This window comes from Streptomyces sp. NPDC001606, assembly GCF_053596835.1.
This window is the reverse complement of record NZ_JBSFHC010000001.1, coordinates 319129-343670: the sequence shown is the minus strand read 5'-3', so window position 1 is coordinate 343670 and position 24542 is coordinate 319129. Positions and strand designations below refer to the sequence as shown.

Genomic DNA, 24542 nt, shown 5'->3' with positions numbered 1-24542 from the left:
CGGGCGGGTACCCGGTGGGCGCACAGGACAGATGCCGACAAAGTCGACAAGGAGGGAGCCCCCGCATGACCAGCAGCACCAGCGAGACGGGCGGGGTCACCGGCACCCGCGACAAGAGCTACGACCTGATCTGGTACGTCGAGGCGTGCCTCGACAACGCCCTGCGCCTGGAGACGTACATCCAGGACGCCGAGCGTGACCACGACGACGAGGTGATGGAGCTGTTCCGCAAGGCCCAGGCGGACAGCCGCAAGGGCGCCGAGATGGGCAAGCAGCTGCTGCGCTCGCGCCTCGACGGCGGCTGACCTCCGCCCGGCCTCGGACGGAGAGCACCACGCAACGGGCCCGGCGGCCCGCCCCTCGGGGCGCAGACCTCCGCCGGGCCCTCTGCCTGCCGCGCGCCGTCACGGCAGCGGCTGCTCCGCCCAGATGATCTTGCCGTGCGGGGTGTAGCGGGTGCCCCAGCGGTCGGCGAGCTGGGCGACCAGGAACAGGCCCCGGCCGCCCTCGTCCGTGCTCGCCGCGTACCGCAGATGCGGCGAGGTCGTGCTGCCGTCGGACACCTCGCAGATCAGCGTCCGGTCGCGCAGCAGCCGTACGCCGATCGGGCCGCGCCCGTAGCGGATCGCGTTGGTGACCAGCTCGCTCAACACCAGCTCCGTGGTGAACGCCAGCTCGTCCAGGTCCCACTCGGCCAGCTGCCGGGTCACCGAGGCGCGTACCTCGGACACGGCCGCCGGGTCGGACGGCACCTGCCACTCCGCGACCCGGTCGGCACCCAGCACACGGGTGCGGGCCACGATCAGCGCGACATCGTCGCTCGGGCGGGCCGGGAGCCGGTCCAGCACCGTCCGGCAGGTCTCCTCCGCGGAGGCACCCGGCGTGCGCAGCAGGGCGTCGCGCAACAGCTCGAGACCGATGTCGATGTCCCGGTCCCGGTCCTCCACCAGCCCGTCGGTGTACAGCACCAGCCGGCTGCCCTCCGCCAGCTCCAGGTCCGCCGTCTCGAACGGCAGCCCGCCGAGCCCCAGCGGCGGCCCCGCGGGCACCTCCGGGTACTCCACCCGGCCGTCGGGGTGCACCAGCGCCGGCGGCGGATGGCCGGCCCGGGCCACGCTGCACCGCCCGGTGACCGGGTCGTAGACCGCGTACAGACAGGTCGCTCCGGTGACCAGCGCGCCCTCGCCCGCGGGGTTCTCGTCCTGGTCGATCCGGCCGACCAGCTCGTCCAGCAGGCCGAGGAGTTCGTCCGGCGGCAGATCGAGTGCGGAGAAGTTGTGCACGGCGGTGCGCAGCCGGCCCATGGTCGCCGCCGCGTGCAGCCCGTGCCCCACCACGTCCCCCACGACCAGCGCCACCCGGGCACCGGACAGCGGCAGCACGTCGAACCAGTCGCCGCCCACCCCGGACTGCGCCGGAAGATACCGGTAGGCGATCTCCAGCGCCCCCTGGTCGGGCAGCGTCCGCGGCAGCAGACTGCGCTGGAGGGTCACCGCCATGCTGTGCTCGCGGGTGTACCGGCGCGCGTTGTCGATGGAGACCGCCGCCCGGGCCACCAGCTCCTCGGCCAGCGCCAGCTCTTCGGCGTCGAACGGCTGCGGCTTCTCCGAGCGCCAGAAGTTCGCCACCCCCAGCACCAGGCTGCCCGCCCGCAGCGGCACGGTCAGCAGCGAGTGGATGCCGTAGGCGAGGACCAGGTCGGTGCGTTCCAGGTCCTGCGCACGCCAGCCGGGCGCCTCGCGCAGCCGGGGCTCCACCACCGACTGGCCGGTGGTCAGGCTGCGCGCCTGCGGCGAGGTGGCGACGAACCGGATGCGCTCCCCGGCCGGGTACAGCGGGGCGTCCTTGCGGATGCCGGTGCAGGCGGCGCGGCGCAGCGCGGTCCCGGGCCGGGGCTCCTCGCCGTTCAGCACGGCGTCGAACAGGTCCACCGTCGCGAAGTCCGCGAACCGGGGCACCGCCAGCTCGGCCAGCTCCTCGGCGGTACGCGTCACGTCCAGGCTGGTGCCGATGCCCACCCCGGCGTCGTACAGCATGTTCAGCCGCTCGCGGGCCACCTCCGCACGGCCGGACAGCGCCCGCAGCTCGGTGGAGTCGCGCAGCGTGGTGACGCTCCCGGCCGGGCCGCCGCGCAGGTCCGTGGGCCGCTGGTTGATCGCCAGCAGCCGGTCCTTCACCAGGTGCACCTCGTCCGTGGCGACCCGGCCCGAGGCCAGCAGCCCGGCCGTCACATCGTCCAGGCCCAGCTCCAGCACATGCCGCCGCTCGGCGTCCGCGGGCAGGTCCAGCAGCCGGTGCGCCTCGTCGTTGGCGAGCAGCAGCCGGCCGTCACCGCCGACGATCAGCACCCCTTCCCGGACGGCGTGCAGCACCGCGTCATGGTGTTCGTACATCCGGGTCATCTCGTACGGGCCGAGGCCGCGGGTCTGCCGCAGCAGCCGTCGGCTGACCAGCGCCGTGCCCGCGGTCGCCAGCGCGAGCGCCGCCGCGGCCGCCGCGAGCAGCAGCGGCAGCTGCTGGGCGGCGGCCCCGCCCACATGGGCGGTGGTGATGCCCGCCGACACCAGGCCCACCACCCTGCCCGCCGGATCCTTCACCGGCACCACCACCTGCACCAGCGGCCCTATCGTGCCGTTGACGTGCTCGGTGACCGTGCCACCGGCCAGCGCCGGGCCGATCGTGCCGACGAATTTCTTGCCGATGCGGTCCGGTTTGGGATGCGTGTAGCGGATGCCATCGGTGTTCATCACCACGATGAAGTCCACACCGGTCGCCTTGCGGGCCGCCTCCGCGTGCGGCTGGAGCAGGGCCGTCGGGTGCGCCGAGCGCAGCGCGGCCGCCGTGCCCGGCGCGTTGGCGAACGTCTCGGCCACGGCCAGGGAACGGTGCTCCGCCTCCATATCGGTGTCCCGCCGCACCTGGAGCACCTGCGCCACCACGGCCGCGACGACCAGCAGCAGCACGATGACCACCTGGAGCACGAACACCTGCCCGGCCACGCTGCGCCCGGACACCGCCGCCCGCAGCACCCCGAGCCGCCCGTCGTCATCGCCCTGCCGGCCGGGGCGGGGACCCTGCGGTGCGCGCGGATGCCCGGAAGGTCGGGGCGGCGGGGTCGCGGGCCCGCCGGGCAGTCGCACCATGTGCCCATGTCTACACTGCCCGGCCTCGTCAGGCGAGACCGTCCCCGGAAGCGACGGCCGCCCCGCGGGGCGGCCCGGCCCGGTCACCGGTACACCGGTGCCGAACGGCGGGCGGCCAGCAACAGCGCCACGTCGTCGGGCCGGTCGGGGGCGTGCCGGGCGGTGGTGGTGAGCCGGTCGGCGACCCCGGTCAGGGACCGCCGGCCCCGCCGTCCGGGGGCTGCCCCGGCCCGGCTCAGCGCCAGCCGCAGCGCCGTGATGCCGTCGTCGATGTCCGCGCCCGGCCGCTCCACCAGCCCGTCCGTGTACAGGGCGAGGATGGCGTCCGGCTCCAGCAGCAGCTCGGTCACCGGGTAGCGGGCCCGCGGGTCCACGCCGAGGACGACCCCGCCCGGGACCTCCAGCAGCCGGGTCGGCCCGGCGGGGGAGCGCAGCAGCGGCGGCGGATGGCCCGCCCGGGCGACCCGGGCGCGGCCGGTGGCCGGGTCCAGGCGCAGATAGCAGCAGCTGGCGAACTGGCCCGGGTCCAGGTCGATCAGCAGGTGGTTGGTCCCGCTGAGCACCTCGTCCGGCGGCCGGTCGCCCAGCGCGAACGCCCGCACCGCACTGCGCAGCTGGCCCATGGTGGCCGCCGCCTGCACCCCGTGTCCCTGGACGTCGCCGATGACCAGCGCGAGCCCGTCACCGGCCTCCACCACGTCGTACCAGTCGCCGCCCACGTCCATGCCCTGGGTGCCCGGCAGATACCGGCCCGCGGTCTCCACCAGCGGGTGCGCCGACAGCCGGCGCGGCAGCAGCGCCTGCTGAAGTCCCCGGGCGAGGGCCGCCTCGCTGTCGTAGCGCCGGGCCCGTTCCATGGCGTGCGCGATCAGCCCGGCGAGCGCGGTGAGGACCGTCTTCTCCTCCGTGCTGAAGCGGCGAGAGCCATCGAAGCCGAGGATGCACGAGCCGACCGGGCGGCCCGAGGCGATCAGCGGCAGGAAGGCGCGGGCGCCCTCGTCGGCGTCCAGGGGGATGCCCGGATAGGCCGCCGCGAGCTGCTGCATCGACTCGAAGAACAGCGGCCGGCCGGTGGTCAGGGTCTCCACACCGGGCAGATGCGCGTCCAGGCCGACCCCGTCGAACGGGACGAGGAAGCCCTTGGGGAAGCCGGTCTCCCAGGCCAGGTACAGATGCCGGTCCTGGAGCAGGTAGATGGCCAGCCGGCGGCCGCCGAACGCGGGCAGCAGCTCCTGCGTGACCACCGTCGACACCTGGCGCGCCGTCACCGCGTCCGTCAGTGCGATGGCCAGCGCGACAGGCCGGTACAGCGGCGCCATCGAGTGGCCCTCCTCCGGCAACCCCGCATCGGGGGCCGGCGGGGCGGGCGCGTCCACCCGGCTGGCCGGGACGAGTGTGCAGGTCAGCGTGGACTCGCCGGGGTGGACCGACACGGCGAGCCAGTCGCCGTCCCCGGACTCCGCCCGGTCCCCCTCCGGCCGTCGCGCATGGAAGTGCACCGGGTCGGGAGCCAGCAGGGCACTGCGCAGATGGTCGTCGTACGGCGGCCTGGTCAGCCAGGGCAGCGCCTCCCACAGCGGACGGCCGAGCAGCTCCTCCCGCGGCCGGCCGGTGAGCCGGGCGGCGGCCGGGTTGGCGTACACGATCAGGCCCAGCCGGTCCAGGCTGAACACGCCCTGCGGCAGCGGATCGGCGGCGCCGTCCGCGGCGGCGGCCCGGCCGGGGTCGAGGACGATCCCGCCGACCTGCGGCCCGGCGCCGTCCGTCCCCGTCCGCCACAGGTCCAGCAGCCGCGGCGCTCCGTCCCGCGCGCGCAGGCTGAGCGGCGTGCCCGGCGGCCGCCCGGCGGCGGTCTCGCGCAGGGCCGCCAGGATGCGGTGGGCGTCGTCCGGGGCCAGGGCCGCCGCGAGTGCCGTGGCCGTCTCGGGGAGCGTGCCGGGGGGCAGTCCGAGCATGGCGCACAGCCGGTCGTCCGCGTGCACCGCCGAGGTCGCCGGGTCCCAGGTGAACCGGGCCACGGCGGCCTGCGGGGGGCGGCTCGCCGGGGGCCGTACGCACAGCGGTTCGCCGTCCCAGACGACCGCCTCCGGCGTCCCGTCGGCGAGCGCCAGCAGTTCGGCGCCGAGCCCCTCGGCCAGCCGCCCGAGCAGTTCCCGGTCCAGCAGCTCGTCCACGGACTCGGCCACCGCCGGGTGCAGCAGCGTGAGCACACCGAGCGGCTCGCGCCCGCCCGGCACCGGTATGTGCACCGAGCCGACCGGGAACGGCAGCCCGGCCGCGAACTGCGGATAGCGGCGGACCGTCTCCGCGGCGTTCGGCAGTACCACCTGCACACCGAGCCGGTAGGCGTCGGCGACCGGGAAGGGCCGGTCCACCTGGAGCCGCCACCACGGCTTGAACAGCGGGCCGGGCAGTCCGACGAGCACCGCGAGCCGCAGCAGGCCGGGCGTGCGCGAGCGCAGGTACACACCCGCCACCTGGCCACCGGCGGCGCGGAGCGCACCGGTGGAGGCGTCGGCCAGCAACGCGGCCAGCCGGGCCCGCGTACGGACCGTCTGCTCCACGGCCATCGGCTCTACCTCGCTCCATGCGCCGCCGGGTGGACGACACAGCAAGAATGCGCCCGAACCCCCGCCCAACGCACCTGGGCGAACATACGGACCCCCCGCCCGGGGCCGCCCGGCCCGGCACCGTACGGCTCACACCAGTGCCGCGCCCGAGTGGCGGGGGTCTCGGACCGCTCCTAGTAATGGACTGCGACATGCCGCGATCGCACGCGCGGGCGCAGGTGCGGCCGCACCCTTCTCCTGGAGCCGAGATGACCACCCGCTCTTCGTCCCCCCGTCCCGACGACTCCCTGATAGCCTCCGCACCGGCCGCCCCAGGCGTCCCCATCCCCTCCGCCCACCTGCTGACCCGACCCGTGCCCTTGCCGGAGATACTCCCCGGGACCGGCCACGAGGACGATCTCCCCTACGGCGATCCCGTGGACGCTCTCGTCCGCGCGGCCGTCGCCGACCGCCCGCTGGAGGACGTCGTCCGGCTCATCACGCTGCTGGAAAGCTCGCCCGAGTACACCCGGGCCACCGCCGACGCGCTGCGCGCGGCCGGGGTCGACCGGCCCGTGGAGGACGTCACCCGGCTGGTGACCCTGCTGACCAAGCCGCCCCGGGGGACCGACAGCGCGGACGAGGCGATCCGCGCCGCCGCCGAACGCCGTCCGGTGGAGGACGTCACCCGGCTGATGCAGTTGCTGCACCGCGCCCCCGTGGAGCCGCACTGCGGACAGGCCGCCGTGCAGGCGGCGGCCGCCAACCGGCCCGTCGAGGAACTCGCCGAGCTGATCGGCCGGCTGGCCGCGGAACGGCCGGGGCGCGTCCACCCGAGGCCCGAGCCGGCGGCTCCCGAAGCCGCGCTCGCGGCGGCGGAGACCGACACTCCGGCGGTGGCTGCGGCCGACCGCGCGGAGCGACCGAAGCCGGAACACCCGGGGAAGTCCCGGCCGAGGAAGGAGCGGTCCGTCACGCGCCGGACGGCGCGCAACCGGCGACCGGCCCGGACCGTCCTGTGGGCCCGCGGCGCCGCGCTGCTGGTCCTGCTGTGCGGGGTGGCGCACGTCCCGCGCCAGTGGGCCGGACCGTCGTACGGCGTTCTCGGCGCCGGGGCCCTCGGCTCGGCGCTCTGCCTGCTACTGGCCCTCGCCCTGGCCGCCCGCGGGGCGCAGACCCGGCTCGTCGCCGCGACCGGCGCGTTCGGGGTCACGGCGGCGCTCGCCGCGGGCCAGGGGCTGGCGGGGCGGTTCGGACTGCCCGACCCGAGCCGGCTGTGGGCCACGGCCCTGGCCCCGCCCTGGCTCGCCATCACTGCGGCGGCGACGGCCGCGCTCGCCGCGCTGGCGATCCTGCTGACCGCGCTGGCCAGGGACAACTCCCGCCGCGACGAAGGCGGCTGACTCATCCCGCAGGGTGACCCGGCCCGCCGACGGCGAATGACTCACTCCCGAGGGTGACCCGGCCCGCCGACGGCCACGGGCCGCAGCACCAGGTGGCCCTCGGTCCGGCCGGCCGCCATGGCGAACGGAAAGGTGTCCGCCTCCAGGCACAGCCTTACGTCCTCGGGATGGACACCTGCCGAGCCGCGTCGCACCCAGGCGGCCAGCCGGGCGGCGGCGTCGGAGCGCCGGGCCCGGTCGAGATAGGGGGCCGGGTCGGTGGCGCCGGCCGTGCGGACGCGCTCGGCGATGTACTGGGCGCAGGCCAGATCCTCCGCCGCGTGCCCGCCGTCCCCGGTGACGACGAAGGTCACCGACTCCGGCCGGGCGCGCCGCAGCAGGTCGGCGGTCGCTCCGGCCACCACGAAACTCGCGCACAGCAGCAGCCCGGCGTCCGCCACCGCGAGTGCACCGGCGGTCCCGGCGGTGGTCTTCTGCACCACCGTGCGGCCTCGTACATCCAGTGAGCGCAGCCGGGCGGGCGAGTTGGCGAGGTCGAACCCCGGCACCGGCTCCCCGTCCTGGAAGGCGAGCCACCCCGGGTGACGGGCCTTCAACTCCAGCGCCTCCTGTTGGCTGCCCGCGAACACGATCCGCTCGGCGCCGCGCCGGAACGCCCAGGCCGCCACGGTGAACGCGCGCATCACATCGACGACGACGGCCACGGCCGGGGCCTTCGGAGCGCCGGTGATGCCGGTGAACACGGTTTCCATCGCACCATGGTGCCGCCCGCACCGTCAGCCCGGCACGCGATTTCCCGGCGTGCGGAAGTCCTACGACGGCCGGTCTTGCCCAGCGCCGCCCTCGATGCCGGTGTCCTCGGCTTCGGCCTTCCCCCGGCCGCCGAACCGCAGCCGCTCGAACGTGCGCGTCAGCTGCTGGAGCGCGGCGGGTGCCTTGACGGCGGGCCGCTGCTGCGGCAGCGCGGCGGGCGGGACGTCCCGGTAGGCGGCCAGCGCTTCCAGGGCCTGCTCGGCGGCCTCCTTGTACAGGTCCCGGGACTTCGTCATCGCCTCCAGCGCCTCGGCGTACATCGCGACCCGCCGCCGTTCGCGCTCCAGCTCCTCCTGGAGGGTCATCAGGGTCCAGTTGTCGCGCAGATCCGTCAGCGCGGCCGCGGCGTCCTGGGGCAGGGGGCGGGGCAGGGCCACGAAGTGCCGCAGCGCCGCCAGGAGTTCCTCCGGCACGGAGCCGTCCAGGAAGACGGTGCGTACGCGGTGGTCCCGGCCGTCGTAGCCGTCCGGTGCCGGGTCCGGTGGCAGCAGTACGGCGCCGCCGCGCGGCACCTCGACGCCGAGGTCCTTCAGCGCCCAGTTGACGGCCCGGAACTGGTGCGGGGCCGCGCGGTGCTCGATCACCCGGTGGCGCAGGCCGGGCGGCAGCAGCCGGGCCAGCGGCAGCCTGCCCTGCTCGTCCGGGGTCATCGCCTCGTGCACGACCAGGTTGACGCACCAGGCCTCGCGGGCCGCGTCCCGCAGCCGCCGCTTCATCTCCTTGTCGTCCGCGGGCAGCGGGTTGACCTGGCGGAAGCGCACGCCGACGGCTGTGGCGTGATGGTCCCAGGAGCCGTCGGCCCCCTCGGCGGGGCCGCCCTCGGGCCAGAACAGCGTCGCGGGCGAGGGCCAAGCGTCGTCCCAGGGGCGCTCCGCCTCCGCGACGAGCCGCCACTCGTGCCCCTGCGGCCTGGCCCGGCGGGGTTCCAGGGTGAGCCGGGCCCGGACCGTCACCGTGCCGCCGGCCCGCCATCGGGCCTCGAAGATCCGGCCGGTCGCCTCCTCGGGCGCCGGCGGCTCGGCGAAGTCGTCGATGTCCCCGCTCTCCTTGTGCCGGTGCAGGGTGCGGCGTACGACGTCGTCGGGGTCGGGACCGGTGTGGCGGCCCCGGGCCGCCCAGAGGGTCTGCGGAAGGGTGGCGTGGTCGGTGGCGGAGTTCGACATGAGCCAATCTGCTGATGGGGGCGGGTGTACCTCCCAGTATCACCGCTCGGCCGCCCGGACCGAAGGCGGGGGGCGGCGCGCCGCGCGGCACGCGCGGGCGGACCCGCGCACGGGGTGTGCGGCGCGCGTCCGGAGTGCGCGGTGAACGCCCCGGGCGACCGCCGCACGCCCGTGGTCCCGCCCCGGCACGCCGCCCACAATGGTCCGGCGAACGGGGTCCGCCCGTCCATCCGCTCAGGGGCGGACGCCGTTCCGCGACCCGCACGAGTGCATCGCTCGATATATATCGGCGGCCGATATATCATGGCTGTATGACAGCGAAGAGCATGACCCGGGCGGCGTTCTTCGTCCTCACCGCGCTCGCCGACCAGCCGCGGCACGGCTACGGCATCCTGCGCGAGGTCGAGGAACTGTCCGACGGCGAAGTGCAGTTGCGCGTCGGCACCCTGTACGGCGTGCTGGACCGGCTCACCGCCGACGGCCTGATCGTGCTGGACCGGGAAGAGGTCCAGCAGGGCCGGCTGCGCCGCTACTACCGGCTCACCGACGACGGCGTCACCGCACTCGACGCCGAGGCCGAACGGATGGCGGCCGGTGCCGGGGCCGCCAAGCGGCGCATCGCCGAGGGCCGCCGCACCGGCACCGCGGCCCGCCCCGCCCCCGGCACCCCGGCGGGCCACGAACCCCCCACGGCACCCGGACTCGCGGGAGGCTACGCATGACCACCCTGCTGGAATCCCGCTACCGCACCGTCCTGCGCCTGCTCCCCGCCTACTACCGCAGGGAGCGCGAGGAGGAGATGGTCGAGACCTACCTGGGCGACCTCGACCGGGACACCCAGGACCAGAGCCGGCCCACGCTCGGCGAGATGGCGAGCATCGCGGCCCTCGCCGTACGGTGCCGGCTGGGCGCCCCCGGCGCGCCGCGCGGCTACGCCCTCCTCGGCTCGTCCGTCCGCGTCTTCGTGCTGTGGGCCGTGCTGCTCCAGGCGGCCTCCGCGGTCGTCGTGCCGGTCCTCCAGCTGACCTGGTCGTTCACCCACGGCAGCGCGCAGCGGCAGATGTTCCTGGCGGAGTTCACCGACCACGGCCCGCTCGCCGCGGCCGTCGCCGCCGCGCAGTGGATCCTGCCGCTGGGCTGGGCTGCCGCCTACTTCGCCCTGCTGTACGACCGCCGCCGTCTCGCCCGGATCTGCGCCGCCGTGGCCGCGCTGCCGACGCTGTGGCCGCTGCTCGGCTCGGTGCTGGGTGTCGCCTTCCTCTCGATGCCGGTGTTCACCTTCACCTATCTGCTCTTCACCTGGCTGCCGGTCCTGGCGCTGTGCGCCGCCTACCACCGGGACGCGCCCCCGGCCCGGCTGCCGGTGGGCTCGCCCGGGCTCGTTCTCATGGCGACGTGCGTGGTGATGGGCGCCTCCCAGGTGGTGCTGCCGGCCGCTGCCGCCGACCTGGCCTGGGCGCCCGTCAACTGCTTCGTCGTCGGGGCGCTCGGCTGGCTGCTGTGGCGCGCCCGCCGGACCGAACCGGGCGGACCGGGCGTGGCCCTCGCGCTCGCCGCGCTCGGCCTGCTGCTCCTGGCCGTGCGCGTCACCGCCCTGTACCCGTGGCTCGGGCTCGACCTGCCCGCCGTGTACGTCGGCGGCGGCCTCGGCCAGACGGCCGCGCTCACGCTGCTTACGGCGGTCCTGGCTGTGGTGGGAGGCCGCGAACTCGCCCGCCGCTGACCGGATGTGACGGATGGGCGGCCGGGGCATGGTGCGGGCCCTGGTGGGGACGACCCCGGCCTTTCCCGGGGTGTGCGTGGGTTCGCGTCGGGGGCTTCCCCGGTTGTCCACAGGCCCGTGACCGGCTGTCGTACCCACGTGCCAAGATCGGTCGCATGCTCACTCACGCCCTGCTGCCCACGGAGTCCCACCGGTCGGCGACCTACGTCCTGTGGGTCACCTCCCACGACCCCGGCGCCGCGTCCGCCGCCGGCGCTCTGCTCGACGAGGTGGCCGCGGCCGTGGGCTCGGCGTATCCGAAGATGGGCCGCTGCCTGGAGACGCTGCGGCGGCGGGCGGGCCGGCTGCCGGCCGCCCATCTGCCCTGGTTCTGGGACACGGTGGCACACCGTCTGCTGGGCTACCCCGGCCGCGCCGCCGCCAAGGCCTACAGCCTGGCCCGTAAGGCGGAACAGGAACACGCGCTGCCCGTCGACCCGGACTGGCGGCGGGCCAACGCACTGCTGTGCGCCTCCCGAGGCGGCCTGCCGGTCAAGGAACTGAGCGAGCATCAGCGCTGGCTGGCCGGGCAGCTGCCGCCCGCCGAGGCACACGCGGAGTATGTGCGCGTGCTCACCGCCTGGGCGGACTCCTCGGGAGAGCTGCCCGCCGACCTCGCCCGCCGGATCAGGGCGTCCGCGCGGGCCGCCGGGCTCGGCACGGACGAGGACGCCCGCGTCCTCGGGAGCGTCCTCGCCGGCGCCCGGGGCAAGGCCGTCCCGGACGCGCTGCTGGAGGCCGCGACCGCGCCGCTGGCCGACCACCCCCAAGGCCCGGACGTCCAGGCAGCGTTGCTCGACCTGTTCCCGGACTCCCGTACCGACGCGGCCGGCTGGCTACGGCTGCTGCTGCGCGGGGGCGTCGTGGACGCCGCCGCGGCCGGCCACCTGGTGCCCGAGGGCGGCCTCGCGGGCTGGCTCGCCCGGTACACGCGCAGCTACGCCCACCGGAAGGTGCCCTACGGCGGTGTGGCCCGCCAGCCCATGCCGGCCGAACTCTTCGAGATCGTCACCCGCTTCGCGCCCCGGCTGCGAGCCGCCGGCACCCCGGTGCGGATCCACGAGGACCGGTACCGCTACCCGGGCCTGGACGCCGACCTGCTGGACGCCTGCCTCGCCGAAGGCATCGTTGTCCACGACCCGGGCGACGCCGTACGGCTGACCTTCTGGGGCGACCGCTCCCGCCGCGACCTCAGGGCACTGGCCGCCGACCCGGTCTTCGGCCGCCGCCTGGAAGGCACCGTCCACGCGGAACTGCGCGGCACCGGTACGGCGATCACCCGCCTCCCGCAGAACGCCGGCATCGCGGCCGAGGTGCACACCCGTGTCGAAAGCCTGCTCGGTACGCTCCGCGGCGGTGGCCTGGCCGCCGCCGACGAGGCGGTGACGGAACTGGCCGGGCTCCTCGACCGGCCCACGGCCACCGCGCTGGAGGGCATCGAGGAGGCGCTGGCCGCCCTGGACCTCACCGGCCCGCTGGCCCGCGCCCTGCGCGCCGGACTGCCCGAGGAACTCGTCTGGCCCGCCCTGGAGGCGGCCGTCGCCGGCTTCGACCGGGCCGACACCCTCCGCGTCACCTGCACCTGGCCCGTCCTCACCGTCTTCGACGGCGGGCGCGCGGTGGCGGTCGGGCCCGCGGGCACGCGCGCGAGCTGCACCTACCAGGTGCCGGACGAGGCGACCTCGCACGCCGTCCACTACGTCGGCGGGGCGTTCCTCGTCAGCTGGCGGACCGGAGGCCGGTACTCGGTCAGCTCCCAGAGGGCGTTCTGGGCCGACCGCCCGGACGAGGTCTTCATCCCGGAGCACGTCCTCGGCCTCCAGCCGTACGCCGGACTGACCGACGGCGCGTTCGGCTACCAGTTCGAAACCCTGGACGGGACCGGCCGGTTCGACGGGGAGCGGGTGCTGCGTCCCGGCGGACGCGAGGGCATCGGCGACCACGAACTCCAGATGAGCGACGGCCACCGCTTCTACAGCGCCGAGGTCTTCCACTCCCGCGGCCGCTGGACGCCGTACGACCCCGTGACCGGTGCCCCGCTGGGCGGCCCCGACCTGCCCGCGTTCCACCGTGACCGCGAAGTCCCGCCCGGGATGGAGGAGTTCGAGGACGGCCAGTACCTCGCGGCGCTCCCCGAGGGCGCCCCCGACTCCCCGCTGGGCCAGTCCGGACGGCTGGTCGGCTGCCGCGTCCTCAACCGCACCCCCTACCGAGGCCCGTCCCCCACCGACTTCCTGCTGGAGTCCGTCGACGGCCGCACCGCCCGCTACCGCAGCCGCCGCCTCGGCCGGCGCCCCTGGGGGATCCTCGCCCTCCCGGCGGGCGGCGAGCAGACCGTGACCGTCGGCTACACGACCGTCCGCTGCCACGCGGCCTCGGACAACTCACCGCTCTGGCAGGTGCAGGGCTTTGCGCCGCCGGCCGAGCGGGACCGCGACCACCCGCCCACCCTCGGCGAGCACGCCGGGCCGATGCCCCCGCCCGCCTACTGGCACTTCCTCACCCCACGCGACGAGGCATCCTCCAAGACCCTGCGCACGGTCGACGAGACCACCGTGCGCGCCCTGCTGGACGCCGCCCTGGACTCCCCGGACGAGGACCGGCTGCGCAGCCGCGTCACCCGGCTGCTGCCCGGGGTCGGCGACCCCCGGATCCGCGACGGTGTGGCGCGCGCCGCCCGGCTCGCGGCGGACGTCCTGCGGCGCCGCCAGGACCTGTCCCGGCGCGTCGGCATCATGCGGGCCGGCCCGGTGGTGCACCTGCCCGCCGACATCCCCGACACCGTCCTCGTCCCCGCCCTGTCCGGGCTCCTGCCCGAGCTGCGCGCCTACGAGGCCTACCGGCCCGAGCGGCACCCCGGCACCCTCACCGCCGTCGCCGCCGACGGCCGCTTCCTGCGCGGCGACATCGACGACGAGACCCGCAGCCTGGCCCCGCCCTCCCGGCCGGCGGAGTGGCAGACACTGCTCGACGGCATCGACGCGGTCGCCTGGCGGGCCGCCGTCGAGACCACCCCCGACGAGCAGCGGGCAGCCCTGACCGCGCTGCTGCGCACCTGGAGCGAGCAGCCGTTCGCCGCGCCGGGAACCGTCTGGCGCACCGGCCGGGCACCCCAGGAAGAGGTGGCCGCGGTGCCGCGTGCGGCGGCCGGCCCCGCCCGGGGCGGACTCTCCCGCTTCGTGCAGCCGGCCGACGAACCCGCCCCCGCACGGACCGAGGAGGAGCGCACCGTCACGATCGGCCGGGACGACGCCGCGCGCCTCGCCCGCTTCGTGGAACTGGCCGAGCGCAACGGACCGGTCCCGCTGACGGAGGAGGCCCTGGCGGTCTTCTGCTGGCGCACCGGGGTACGCCGCTCCATCGCCGCCCTCGCCCTCGGCGGCTTCCCGCAGCGCGACCGGCACGACGACCACCAGAAGATGCTGCGCTCCGCCCCCTACAAGGCGAACAAGGCCGTGGCCGCCGAGTACGGCGACTTCCGGTACAAGCTGGGCGTCGACGGCCGGCGCGCGGTGCTGGCCGCCGGCATACCGGACGACCCGGCCGAGCTGTGGACACCGCAGGGCATGAACCGGGCCGCCGAGCGCATGGCCTCGGTCTGGGCCGAGCTGGTCGGCACCCGGCTGTACGCGGACGAGGGGCTGGCCGCCGCGCTGGAGACCGACCTCGGGCTGTCCGCCGACTGGGCGCGCAGCCTGCCGGAAGGACGGCCGCCCGTGGCGGAGCGGGGCTGCGCGCTGGTCGGCACCCGCACCGGCGCCCTCGCCCTGCACCCGGTGCTCGCGGACGGGGCGGTGGGGGAGTGGTCCTGGGGCACATCCGCCACCCACGTCCAGGCGCTCTCCGTGATCGCCTGGGCGCTGACCGAGCGACCGGTCGGCGACCCCGTCGCCCAGGGCGCGCTGCGGCTCCACGAGGCACTGCGGGAGCGGCTCGCCGACCCGGGCACGCTGATCGGGCTGACCGGGGACCGCGCAGCGGCCCGGGCGGCCGTGGACGACCCGGCGTTCCGGCCCTACGAGGGCACGGTGCTGCCCTGCCCGAGGCCGTTGCACGACGGGGTCACCGAGGTGGCCACGGCGGTGGACGACGGGCTGTTCGTCGTCGCCGTACCGACCGGCGACGTCTTCCTCCGCCCGGCCGCGCTCACCGACCCGGAGCGCGTGGCCCGGGCCCTGGACCTGTGCGACCGGGCCGGCCTGGGCTCGGTGCGGCGCTCCCTGGAGCAGACCCGCGCCGTGCTCGACGGGACGGCCCGGATGGCGGCCCGCGCCATGGCGACCCCCGTCCCGGTCGGCGGGTACGAGGCCAACCCGGCGCTCAGCGTCCCCGACCTCGTGGCGAGCACGGCCGGCAGACTCGGGGTGAGCCCGGACGCGGCCGCGCTCCACCTCCAGCTGCACGCGCTCGCCCGCCCCACGGACCGCAACGTCCGCCTCTGGAACGGCTGGACGGCCGCCCGGCACAAGGCGGCACAGGCCGAGCTGGTCGCCGTGGGGGCGGTGGAGACCGGCCGGCGGCCCCGAGCCGGCCGCACGGCGTTCGCCCGCGACACCTGGGACGTCCTGGACGCCCCCCATCTCCCGGTGGAGAGGGGGAAGCTGACCAGCCATCTGGCGGTGGCGGTGGGCAAGCGGCTGTGGGGCCCCTTCCCCCGCCTGCTGCCCCCGGTCCCGCTGCACGAACTGTTCGCCCGGGCTGCCGAGGCGTGAACGGCTGGGGCCTGACTGCCGGGGTCTGAAGGCTGGTGGGCCCTGAACGGCCGGTGGGGGCCGGCGCTGATGCGCCGACCCCCACCCGAGCCGCACGGATCCGGCGATCCGCTGATCCGGCGGTCTGCCGATCCGTCGGCCGAGGACTTACGCCCCGCTCTCCCGCAGCATGTCCTCGCGCTCGACGATCTTCACGCGCTCGCGGCCCTGCGGCTCGCCCAGCGCGCGCTCGGCGGCGTCCAGCTTGTACCAGCCCTCCCAGGTGGTGAAGCGGACGTTCCGCTCGGCGAGGAAGGCGTCCACGGCCTCCGGCTCGGGTGCCGAGGGGGTGTGCAGCCGGCCGTTCGCGTGGTCGTCCAGCAGATTGGCCACCGTCTCGTTGGCGTCGCCCTTGGTGTGCCCGATCAGGCCGATCGGTCCGCGCCGGATCCAGCCGGTGACATAGGTGGACTGGAGGTGGCTGCCGCTCTCCTCGATCACCCGGCCGCCCTCGTCCGGGACGGTGCCGGACTCGATGTCCCAGGGGAGCTTGGGCAGCTTCTCGGAGAGGTAGCCGACCGCGCGGTAGACGGCGGTGACGTCCCAGTCCTTGAAGACGCCGGTGCCCTTGACGTTGCCGGTGCCGTCGAGGGCGGTGCGCTCGGTGCGCAGACCGACCACCTTGCCGTCCTCGCCGAGGATCTCCGCGGGGGACTCGAAGAAGTGCAGGAACAGCTTGTGCGGGCGGTCGCCGGCGTCGCGGATCGCCCAGTTCTCCAGGGTCTTGGCGACCATGTCGGCCTGCTTGTTGCCGCGCCGGGTCTCGATCGAGCCCTTGTCGTAGTCGATGTCCTCGGGGTCGACGATGACCTCGATGTTCGGCGAGTGGTCCAGCTCGCGCAGCTCCATCGGGCTGAACTTGGCCTGCGCCGGGCCACGGCGGCCGAAGACATGGATCTCCCGCGCCTTGTTGGCCTTCAGACCCTCGTAGACGTTCGGCGGGATCTCCGTCGGCAGCAGCTCGTCCGCCGTCTTGGCGAGGATGCGGGCCACGTCCAGGGCGACGTTGCCGACACCGAGCACGGCGACCTTCTCGGCCTCCAGCGGCCAGGTGCGCGGCACGTCCGGGTGGCCGTCGTACCAGGAGACGAAGTCGGCGGCGCCGTAGGAGCCCTCCAGGTCGACGCCGGGTATCGGCAGCGCCCGGTCGGCCATGGCGCCGGTGGAGAAGATCACCGCGTCGTAGAAGGCGCGGAGGTCGTCCAGGTTGATGTCCGTCGGGTAGCCGACGTTGCCGAACAGCCGGATCTGCGGCTTGTCCAGGACCTGGTGCAGGGCGGTGATGATGCCCTTGATGCGGGGGTGGTCGGGCGCGACGCCGTAGCGGATCAGGCCGAACGGGGCGGGCATCCGCTCGAAGAGGTCGATGGACACACCGGGGTCGGCGGCCACCTCGGACTTGAGCAGGGCGTCGGCGGCGTAGATCCCGGCGGGGCCGGCTCCGACGATGGCTACCCGCAGGGGGCGCGGCATGATCAGGTTCCCTTCGAGCGTGAACAGGCGACTCGATCGGGAAGCCTAAACTAAGGCAGACCTAAGTTGGTACGCGGGTCCGGTCTATGACCTCATAAGGGCATCTTATGACTTGTCCAGTGCGGCCTTATGGTGAGTGTCCGGGGCCCCGGTGGGCCTAGGGCCTCTCTTTCGGATCTTGCCGGCGTCGCGGGCCCTGGCACGCACATCTGCTGCGTTGTCGTCCCTCGCCGACGCTCCGCGTCGACTCCCTCCTCCGCCTTGCATCTGCACGCACCAGACCCCGCTCGGGTCGGCCGAGAAGGCACCGCCACCGCAGCCGACCTGATCCGAAAGAAAGGCCCTAGGCGGGCCTGACGATCCGGTGGATCGCCGTCTCCCCGGCGCCGAGGACCGACTCCTCACGGATCGACGACCCCGGGCCCGGTGCGTGCACCATCATGCCGTCGCCGGTGTACAGGCCCACGTGCCGGTCGTCGTCGAAGAACAGCACGAGATCACCGGGTTCGATCGCGTCGAGCGTGATCGGGGCACCCGCGAGCGCCTGTTGGTGCGCGGCGCGCGGCAAGGTGACACCGGCGGCCTTCCATGCGGCCTGGGTCAGGCTGGAGCAGTCGTAGGAGTCCGGCCCCGTCGCACCCCAGACACAGGGCTTGCCGAGCTGCGCCCGGGCGAACGCGATGGCCTTGGCGGCCCGTGGGCCGACGACCGGCACGGCCGGCGTACCGGCGCCTGCGGTCCGAGCCGGCTGCTCGGCAGCCCGGGCGAGCAGATCGCGGGCTGCGGTGAACCTGCGCAGGTTCTCCGCCTTGGTCACGGCGGGCGCGGCGCGCCGCGGCGCGGCGACCCCGGGCAGGGTCCAGGGCCCCGGCGCCGCTGCTCCGGCCGCACCGGTAACGGGAAGGACGGCCGTCTCCATGGCGCCGTCCCAGCCCGTCGCCGGGCTGGTCCCCGCAGAGGTCCCTTCCAGCGCGCCGAGGCCGACGGGTTCGGCCGCTCCGGTGCCGGGAACCGGCCGCTCCGGCGGAGCCGTGCTGCCGAAGTCCGTGGCGGGCCAGTCCATGGGCGCGGCAGTGTCGAGAACGGGGGCGGGCCAGCCTGCCGTTGGTTCCGCTGTGTCGGTGCCCGGACCGGCCGACCAGTCGAGTCCGGACGGCTCCGGCAGCGGGGCCGGGCCGGAAGTGGCCGGCAGCGGTGCCGTGAGGTCGGGGAGGTACGGCGATGTCTCGGCAGCAGTGGGCAGCGGGGGCTGGAGCAGCGTCGGGGGTGGGCCGGACGGGCCGGTCGGCGCCGGGTATCCGGGGGCCGCGCTGACGGCCGGCATACGGCTGGTCGTGTCCGGTGCGAGGGCGGCCGGGGGGAGGCTGGTCGTGTCCGGTGCGAGGGCGGCCGGGGGGAGGCTGGGCGCGGCGGCCAGGGGGGTGGCCGGCAGGACGCCGGGCGTGTCCGGTGTCGGTGCGGGTGGCAGCTCGGCCACCGGGCGGCCCGCGGCTCGCTCCAGGGCGGGCGCCGGGAGCGCGGCCCGCAGGGGCTCCTCCCCGATTCCGGGAGCCCCGCCGGACTGGCCGAGGGCGCGCGGGGGTGCGGCCGGGCGGGACGGGAGCCGGTCGGCCGGCAGCACCGCGGGGACGGTCGGGCCGAGTTGGGCACGTGCCGCCTCGAACCACTGCCGGGCCACCTGGTCGAGCACGGGGTCGGCGGTCCGCCCCGCCCGCCCGGCCGGCGGAACCGCCCGTGAGCGCGTCCGGGCCGACAGGGCACGGGTGGCGTTGTAGTTACCGGTCGCGTTCTCGGCCTGGTCGTACAGCGAAGCGACCCGCCGCCGCACCTCGTCGGGACTCTCCGGCGCCATGGAAGACGTGCTCCTTCCTTGCCCCGCAAGGCAGTTGGACGGCGGGCACCCGGTGGTCAGCCGGGCGGCCTCCGCGTCAACCTAGCCAACGTGTGTACCCCCTGTGAAGGTTGAGGCGTGGAATGTCCGATACGTATTTGTGATGTTCGCCGCGATGTTCGACAGGGAAGAAGCGATGCCCGTGTTTTCCTGTGAGAATCCGCTGAATCCGCGATTCCGTTGAACACGTCGGCCCCGCGCCGCGTATGACACGGGGGCGCTCCATGCCAACGAGCAGTGATCAGACACAGAGGACCACCTTGGCACGCAACCGGCGCAGACGCCCGACCGGTCCCCGGCGTACGACCCTCGCGGCGCTCGCCCTGCTGCTCGGCGGAACAGCGCTCGCCGCGGTGAACGTCCCCACAGTCGCCGCCGTGGCCGCCGAGGGCCGCAGCGGCGCGGGCCAGGCCGGCAACGGCCCCGTCGTCTCCGACTACGCCGACATCACCGCCGTACCACCCGCCGCGCCGGACCCGGCCCGTCGGCCCGGGGCCTCGCGCGGCAGCTTCAGCTCCGACTGCGGGGTCGACGCGGAGGGCCTGTTCAACTCCGACAACCTCATCGTCGCCCCCGGCGTCTCCGATGGGGCCCACCACGTCCACGACTACATCGGCAACCAGGGCAACAACGCCTTCGCGAGCGACGCCGACCTGGCCAAGGCCCGCACGAGCTGTGCCGACCAGGGGGACAGGTCCTCGTACTACTGGCCGGTGCTGCGCCTCCAGGACGGCACACGGGAGCGGGACGCCGAGGCCCCGGGCGGGGGCACGGAGGGCAACGCGGGCAGGATCCTCACGCCCAAGCAGGTGACGCTCACGTTCGTGGGCAGCCCGCGCGGCAGAGTCACCGCCATGCCGCGCTTCCTCCGTATCATCACCGGCGACGCCAAGGCCCTGGTCAACGGCCCCGGCAACGCCAACGCCTCGTGGAGCTGCACCGGTTACGAGGACCGGCAGCTGACGGACAAGTACCCGCTGTGCCCGCCCGGCAGCGACGTCGTCCGCACGTTCCGCTTTCAGAGCTGCTGGGACGGCCGCAACACCGACAGCGCCGACCACCGCACCCATGTGGCCTTCACCGACGCCGACGGCTCCTGCCCGGCCGGATTCCGCGCCATCCCGCAACTGGTGCAGCGCCTCGTCTACGACGTGCGCGCGCCGAGCCTGCGGGACGGCGGCCGTACGGTGCCGCTGTTCGCGCTGGATTCCTTCCCCGACCAGCTGCACAAGCCCGTCACCGACCACAGCGACTTCATCGCCGTCTTCGCCCCGGATCTGATGCGGAAGATGGTCGACTGCATCAACACGGGCCGTGTCTGCGGCCGCCCGGACCCCGCCGCCCTCGCGGCCGCGGCCACCCCCGTGGCGGGTTCCGGCGCCGGTGCCGCGCCCGTGACCGACGCCGTGACCCCCGTCTCCGCCGCACCGCGCCAGGCCGCGCCCGGCCGGAGCACAGCCCATCTCTGGCCCGCGGCCGTCGGCACACTGCTCGGCCTGTCAGGGCTGTTCATGTTCCTGCGGGCCAGGCGCCTGCGCTACTGACGCAGGGCTACGCGCCCGAGCCGCCGGTACGCCGGTTTGCGGCCCTCAGCCGACCTTGAGGGTCTGCTTGGCCAGGTCGTACGCCGGCCGCATCGCCTCGTGCTCCTCGGTGTCCATGCCGCCGAGGTGCACGACGACCGGGCCGTCCGGCGTGCTCACCGCGAACGCGCTCTCCTTCTTCGTCTCGTCCAGGAGCTTGCTGGTGTAGAGGTACTCGACCTCCACCCCGGAGACACCGCCGCCGGTCGTGAAGGAGTGGTACTTCTCCTTGCTGACGTTCTCCTCCGCGGCGACGAACTCCCGCAGCACCCGGCCCGCGTCGGAGGAGCCGGGCTTGCCGGTCCACACCCGCAGGAAGCCGATGTTGCCGGCCGGCTTGGCGTCGACCTCGCAGGCGGCGGTGACCGGCCCCTGCCGCAGCAGGGCTTCGGCGAGCGCCCCGCCCGGGTCGCCGCCGGATCCGTCCGAGCCCTTCGACGCCTTCGACAACTCCGCCTTGGAGTCGACCGACTTGGCCTTCCAGTGCCGGGCGATCTCGAAGCGGACGGGGAGTTCGCAGGCGCTTCCGGCGGCGCCGATCGTGCCTCCGCTCGCCGCCGCCTTCGCCGTCGCCTTCGCGGCGCCCGCCGAGGTCGAGGCCCCCGGGTGGCCCGCGCCGTCCGCGTCGGCGCAGCCGCTCAACACCGTCGCGAGCAACGCCGTCCCCGCCGCCGCGCACACCGCGGTCCTCCGTACGATCCCCACCTTGACCTGCACCTTTTTCCTCCCCTTGGTCCGGCCGGACACTGTAGCCGAGGGTGCGGACGACCGAGGAGGCAATAACGGGCGGGGTTTGCGGCGAGCGGCGGGCGCACGGCAGGGTGCTGGACGTGCCTACCTTGCTGATCGTCCATCACACCCCGTCGCCCAACTGCCAGACCCTGTTCGAGTCCGTCGTCTCCGGTGCGACGGCCCCGGAGATCGAGGGGGTGCGCGTGCTGCGGCGGGCAGCCCTCGCCGCCACCGCCTCCGATGTGCTCGAGGCCGACGGCTACCTGCTCGGCACGCCGGCGAACCTCGGCTACATGTCCGGCGCGCTGAAGCATTTCTTCGACCAGATCTACTACCCCTGCCTGGACGCGACCCGGGGCCGCCCCTTCGGCTACTACGTCCACGGCGGCAACGACGTCACGGGTGCCGTCCGCGCCATCGAGTCCGTCACCACCGGCCTCGGCTGGCGGCGCGCGGCCGAACCGGTGACCGTCACCGGCGAGCCCGGCAAGGCCGACACGGAGGCCTGCTGGGAGCTGGGTGCCACGCTGGCGGCGGGTCTGATGACCGACGACTGAGGACTTTGAGGGAGGGGTTCGGGTGCTCTCCCCAGTCGAAGCGCTTCGACACGGCATGGTGCTGAGCCGGGGGTCACTCCCAATGTCGTTGAGTTTTCAAAACCCCCTTGTTCGGCAGGGGCGTCGCCCGAAAGGTGCAGCTCAGGTGCGGAAAGGCCACATGGGAGGCCGTGCCTTCAGTCGATTCGAGCGCGTCAGTTACCGGAACGTTACCTAACGGCCCGTTGTCGTGTCCGGTTACGCGGTCCTACTGTCACCGGACGTCGAAGCGCATCGATTCGAACGAAGGGCCGCACCTACGGACCCGCACCCGAAAGGCCAGGACCCGCCATGCACCCTGCCCCGCGCCTCTCCCGGCGAGGACTGCTGGCCGTCGGCACGGCCGCGGCCGCCCTCCCTGTGCTCGCCCCCTCCGCTGCCTCCGCCGCGCCCACCCGTACGTCTGGGAAGGTCGGACACACGCCCTACACCTTCCGCAACGCGGAGATAGTCGGCGGCGGCTTCGTCCCCGGCATCGTCTTCAACCAGCGCGAACCCGGACTGGTGTACGCCCGTACCGACATCGGCGGCGCCTACCGGCTCGACACGGCGTCCCGGCGGTGGATCCCGCTCACCGACTGGATCGGCTGGGACGAGTACGGACACACCGGCATCATCAGTATCGCCACCGACGAGGTCGACCCCGACCGCGTCTACCTGGCGGCGGGCACCTACACCATGCCCGAATGGGACCCGAGCATGGCGGCGATCCTGCGCTCGACCGACCGCGGCCGCACCTGGAAGACAACCCCCCTGCCCTTCCGGCTGGGTGGCAACATGCCCGGCCGGGGCATCGGCGAGCGGCTGGTCATCGACCCGAACCGCAACAGGATCCTCTACCTGGGAGTGCGCGGGGGCCACGGGCTGTGGCGCAGCACCGACTACGGCAAGTCCTTCGCGAAGGTGACGAGCTTCCCCAACGCGGGCAACTTCGTCATCGACCCCACCGACCCCGACGGCTACAACGGCGACAACCTGGGCGTGCTCCAGGTCGTCTTCGACCGGCGCACCGGCAGAGCGGGCAGGGCCACCCGGACCCTCTACGTCACCGTCGCCGACAAGGACAACATCCTGTACCGGTCGACCGACGCGGGAGCGACCTGGGAACGCGTCCCCGGGCAGCCCACCGGGTTCATCCCGCACCACGCGGTCTTCGACCACGTCGGCGGCTATCTGTACCTGGCGACCAGCAACACCGCCGGCCCGTACGACGGGTCCAAGGGCGACGTGTGGAAGCTGGACACCGCCACCGACACCTGGACCCGCATCAGCCCGGTCCCCTCCACCAGCGACGACAACCAGTACGGTTACAGCGGCCTGACCATCGACCGGCAGAACCCGGCCACCCTGATGGTGTCCACCCAGGTCAAGTGGTACCCCGACTGCCTCCTGTTCCGCTCCACCGACGGCGGCGCGAACTGGACCCGCATATGGGACCTGGGCGCGAACTCCGAGCGCACCCTGCGCTACGACATCGACATCTCCGACGCCCCCTGGCTGACCTGGAACGCCTCGCCGTCGCTGCCGGAGATGGCTCCCAAGCTGGGCTGGATGATGGAGTCGGTCCAGATCGACCCCTTCGACTCCGACCGCTTCATGTACGGAACCGGCGCAACGATCTACGGCGCGGACAACCTGACGGACTGGGACCGCGGCGGCACGGTGCACCTCTCCGTGCGGGCCCAGGGGCTGGAGGAAACCGCCGTCACGTGTGTGATCAGCCCGCCCGTGGGCCCCGCGCACCTCTTCTCCGGCGTGGGCGATGTCGGCGGCTTCCGGCACACGGATCTCCGCAGGCCGCCGAAGATGTACGACAGCCCGACCTTCGGCGGCACCCCGGCTCTGGACTTCGCGGAGCTGGCGCCGCACACCATCGTGCGGGTCGGCAACCCCACCAGCGGCTGGACCCAGCACTTCGCCATCTCCACCGACAGCGGCGGCACCTGGACACCGTCGCGCAGTGAGCCGTCCGGCGTCACCGGGCCCGGAGTCGACGACCAGGCCGTCGCCATCAGCGCCGACGGCAGGCGGATCGTCTGGTCCCCGGCCGGAGCGCCGGTCAGCTGGTCCGACGACCACGGAGCGACCTGGACGGCTTCGAAGGGGCTGCCGGCCGGGGCTCCCGTACGCTCCGACCGGGTGAACCCGGCGAAGTTCTACGCCTACGACTCCGGCGTCTTCTATGTCAGCACGGACGGCGGCAAGAGCTTCACGGCCACGGCGGCGACCGGTCTGCCCACCGCGGGGAACGTCCGGTTCAAGCCGGTACCGGGCCACGAAGGCGACATCTGGCTGGCCGGCGGCACCGACAAGCCCACCACCCCCACACCGTACGGGCTGTGGCGCTCGACCGACTCCGGAACGTCCTTCACCAGGTTCGACGCCGTGGACGAGGGCGACGTCGTCGGATTCGGCAAGGCCGCACCCGGCGCCACGTACCCCGCCGTGTACACCAGCTCCGAGATCCGCGGAGTGCGCGGCATCTTCCGGTCCGACGACGCGGGCCGGACCTGGACCCGCATCAACGACGACCGCCACCAGTACGCCTGGACCGGCAACACCATGACCGGAGACCCCCGGGTCTTCGGCCGCGTCTACTTCGGGACCAACGGCCGCGGAGTCGTCTACGGCGATCCCCGGTGAGGTTCGGCGCCCGGCCGCCTCGCTCCGCACCCGCCGTCCC

15 protein-coding genes are annotated in these 24542 nt (G+C 74.3%); 8 read left to right on the top strand and 7 right to left on the bottom strand.

Features of this window, described 5'->3' with window-relative positions:
• The first annotated feature begins 65 nt into the window (after positions 1-65).
• Complete coding sequence (locus ACWCV9_RS01580; RefSeq protein ID WP_450783625.1) at positions 66-305, top strand: hypothetical protein; 240 nt, start codon at positions 66-68, stop codon at positions 303-305.
• Positions 306-404: 99 nt separating this feature from the next.
• Here the strand turns inward: ACWCV9_RS01580 and ACWCV9_RS01575 are convergent, their stop codons facing one another.
• The gene (locus ACWCV9_RS01575; RefSeq protein WP_450783624.1) at positions 405-3143 is read right to left on the bottom strand and encodes a SpoIIE family protein phosphatase; all 2739 of its coding nucleotides are present in this window, start codon (positions 3141-3143) and stop codon (positions 405-407) included.
• Between the two features lie 83 nt (positions 3144-3226).
• A complete protein-coding gene (locus ACWCV9_RS01570; RefSeq protein WP_450783623.1) occupies positions 3227-5713 on the bottom strand; it encodes a SpoIIE family protein phosphatase in 2487 nt (828 codons plus the stop codon).
• 248 nt (positions 5714-5961) lie between these two features.
• Between ACWCV9_RS01570 and ACWCV9_RS01565 the strand changes: the two genes are divergently transcribed.
• Positions 5962-7095 carry a hypothetical protein gene (locus tag ACWCV9_RS01565; RefSeq protein WP_450783622.1) on the top strand — a complete coding sequence of 378 codons (1134 nt, stop codon included), beginning with the start codon at positions 5962-5964 and terminating at the stop codon, positions 7093-7095.
• A gap of 41 nt (positions 7096-7136) precedes the next feature.
• Here the strand turns inward: ACWCV9_RS01565 and ACWCV9_RS01560 are convergent, their stop codons facing one another.
• Together ACWCV9_RS01560 and ACWCV9_RS01555 are read right to left on the bottom strand one after the other, a co-directional pair.
• Positions 7137-7847 (bottom strand): 2-phosphosulfolactate phosphatase, encoded by a 711-nt coding sequence (locus ACWCV9_RS01560; RefSeq protein WP_450783620.1) that lies wholly within the window; start codon positions 7845-7847, stop codon positions 7137-7139.
• A gap of 60 nt (positions 7848-7907) precedes the next feature.
• Positions 7908-9071: a hypothetical protein gene (locus ACWCV9_RS01555; RefSeq protein ID WP_450783618.1), complete on the bottom strand. Its 1164-nt coding sequence runs from the start codon at positions 9069-9071 to the stop codon at positions 7908-7910.
• A gap of 326 nt (positions 9072-9397) precedes the next feature.
• Between ACWCV9_RS01555 and ACWCV9_RS01550 the strand changes: the two genes are divergently transcribed.
• From ACWCV9_RS01550 to ACWCV9_RS01540, 3 genes are all read left to right on the top strand, one after another.
• Entirely contained in the window at positions 9398-9793 is a 396-nt protein-coding gene (locus ACWCV9_RS01550; protein WP_385842793.1) for a PadR family transcriptional regulator, read from the top strand.
• Entirely contained in the window at positions 9790-10794 is a 1005-nt protein-coding gene (locus ACWCV9_RS01545; RefSeq protein ID WP_450783616.1) for a hypothetical protein, read from the top strand. The genes ACWCV9_RS01550 and ACWCV9_RS01545 overlap by 4 nt, the downstream gene beginning before the upstream one ends.
• 155 nt (positions 10795-10949) lie before the next feature.
• Positions 10950-15545 (top strand): hypothetical protein, encoded by a 4596-nt coding sequence (locus ACWCV9_RS01540; RefSeq protein ID WP_450783614.1) that lies wholly within the window; start codon positions 10950-10952, stop codon positions 15543-15545.
• A 147-nt stretch (positions 15546-15692) separates the two neighbouring features.
• On the opposite strand, the gene ACWCV9_RS01535 is transcribed toward ACWCV9_RS01540, so the two are convergent.
• Positions 15693-17057, bottom strand: a complete 1365-nt coding sequence (locus tag ACWCV9_RS01535; RefSeq protein WP_450783612.1) for an FAD-dependent oxidoreductase — start codon at positions 17055-17057, stop codon at positions 15693-15695.
• 343 nt (positions 17058-17400) lie between these two features.
• A complete protein-coding gene (locus ACWCV9_RS01530; protein ID WP_450783610.1) occupies positions 17401-18909 on the bottom strand; it encodes an NlpC/P60 family protein in 1509 nt (502 codons plus the stop codon).
• A 299-nt stretch (positions 18910-19208) separates the two neighbouring features.
• Between ACWCV9_RS01530 and ACWCV9_RS01525 the strand changes: the two genes are divergently transcribed.
• A complete protein-coding gene (locus ACWCV9_RS01525) occupies positions 19209-20492 on the top strand; it encodes a DUF1996 domain-containing protein (protein ID WP_450783608.1) in 1284 nt (427 codons plus the stop codon).
• A gap of 45 nt (positions 20493-20537) precedes the next feature.
• Here ACWCV9_RS01525 and ACWCV9_RS01520 read toward each other — a convergent pair whose 3' ends face one another.
• Positions 20538-21248 carry a lipoprotein gene (locus ACWCV9_RS01520; RefSeq protein WP_450783606.1) on the bottom strand — a complete coding sequence of 237 codons (711 nt, stop codon included), beginning with the start codon at positions 21246-21248 and terminating at the stop codon, positions 20538-20540.
• A gap of 113 nt (positions 21249-21361) precedes the next feature.
• Between ACWCV9_RS01520 and ACWCV9_RS01515 the strand changes: the two genes are divergently transcribed.
• Positions 21362-21820, top strand: a complete 459-nt coding sequence (locus ACWCV9_RS01515) for a flavodoxin family protein (protein WP_450783604.1) — start codon at positions 21362-21364, stop codon at positions 21818-21820.
• Positions 21821-22150: 330 nt separating this feature from the next.
• Entirely contained in the window at positions 22151-24502 is a 2352-nt protein-coding gene (locus tag ACWCV9_RS01510; protein WP_450783602.1) for a xyloglucanase, read from the top strand.
• Positions 24503-24542 lie beyond the last annotated feature (40 nt).

Excerpts from the sequence above, each read along its gene's own strand:
- ACWCV9_RS01580 (WP_450783625.1), top strand. The coding sequence starts at position 66 with ATGACCAGCAGCACCAGCGAGACGGGCGGGGTCACCGGCACCCGCGAC.
- ACWCV9_RS01575 (WP_450783624.1), bottom strand. The coding sequence starts at position 3,143 with ATGGTGCGACTGCCCGGCGGGCCCGCGACCCCGCCGCCCCGACCTTCC.
- ACWCV9_RS01570 (WP_450783623.1), bottom strand. The coding sequence starts at position 5,713 with ATGGCCGTGGAGCAGACGGTCCGTACGCGGGCCCGGCTGGCCGCGTTG.
- ACWCV9_RS01565 (WP_450783622.1), top strand. The coding sequence starts at position 5,962 with ATGACCACCCGCTCTTCGTCCCCCCGTCCCGACGACTCCCTGATAGCC.
- ACWCV9_RS01560 (WP_450783620.1), bottom strand. The coding sequence starts at position 7,847 with ATGGAAACCGTGTTCACCGGCATCACCGGCGCTCCGAAGGCCCCGGCC.
- ACWCV9_RS01555 (WP_450783618.1), bottom strand. The coding sequence starts at position 9,071 with ATGTCGAACTCCGCCACCGACCACGCCACCCTTCCGCAGACCCTCTGG.
- ACWCV9_RS01550 (WP_385842793.1), top strand. The coding sequence starts at position 9,398 with ATGACCCGGGCGGCGTTCTTCGTCCTCACCGCGCTCGCCGACCAGCCG.
- ACWCV9_RS01545 (WP_450783616.1), top strand. The coding sequence starts at position 9,790 with ATGACCACCCTGCTGGAATCCCGCTACCGCACCGTCCTGCGCCTGCTC.
- ACWCV9_RS01540 (WP_450783614.1), top strand. The coding sequence starts at position 10,950 with ATGCTCACTCACGCCCTGCTGCCCACGGAGTCCCACCGGTCGGCGACC.
- ACWCV9_RS01535 (WP_450783612.1), bottom strand. The coding sequence starts at position 17,057 with ATGCCGCGCCCCCTGCGGGTAGCCATCGTCGGAGCCGGCCCCGCCGGG.
- ACWCV9_RS01530 (WP_450783610.1), bottom strand. The coding sequence starts at position 18,909 with ATGGCGCCGGAGAGTCCCGACGAGGTGCGGCGGCGGGTCGCTTCGCTG.
- ACWCV9_RS01510 (WP_450783602.1), top strand. The coding sequence starts at position 22,151 with ATGCACCCTGCCCCGCGCCTCTCCCGGCGAGGACTGCTGGCCGTCGGC.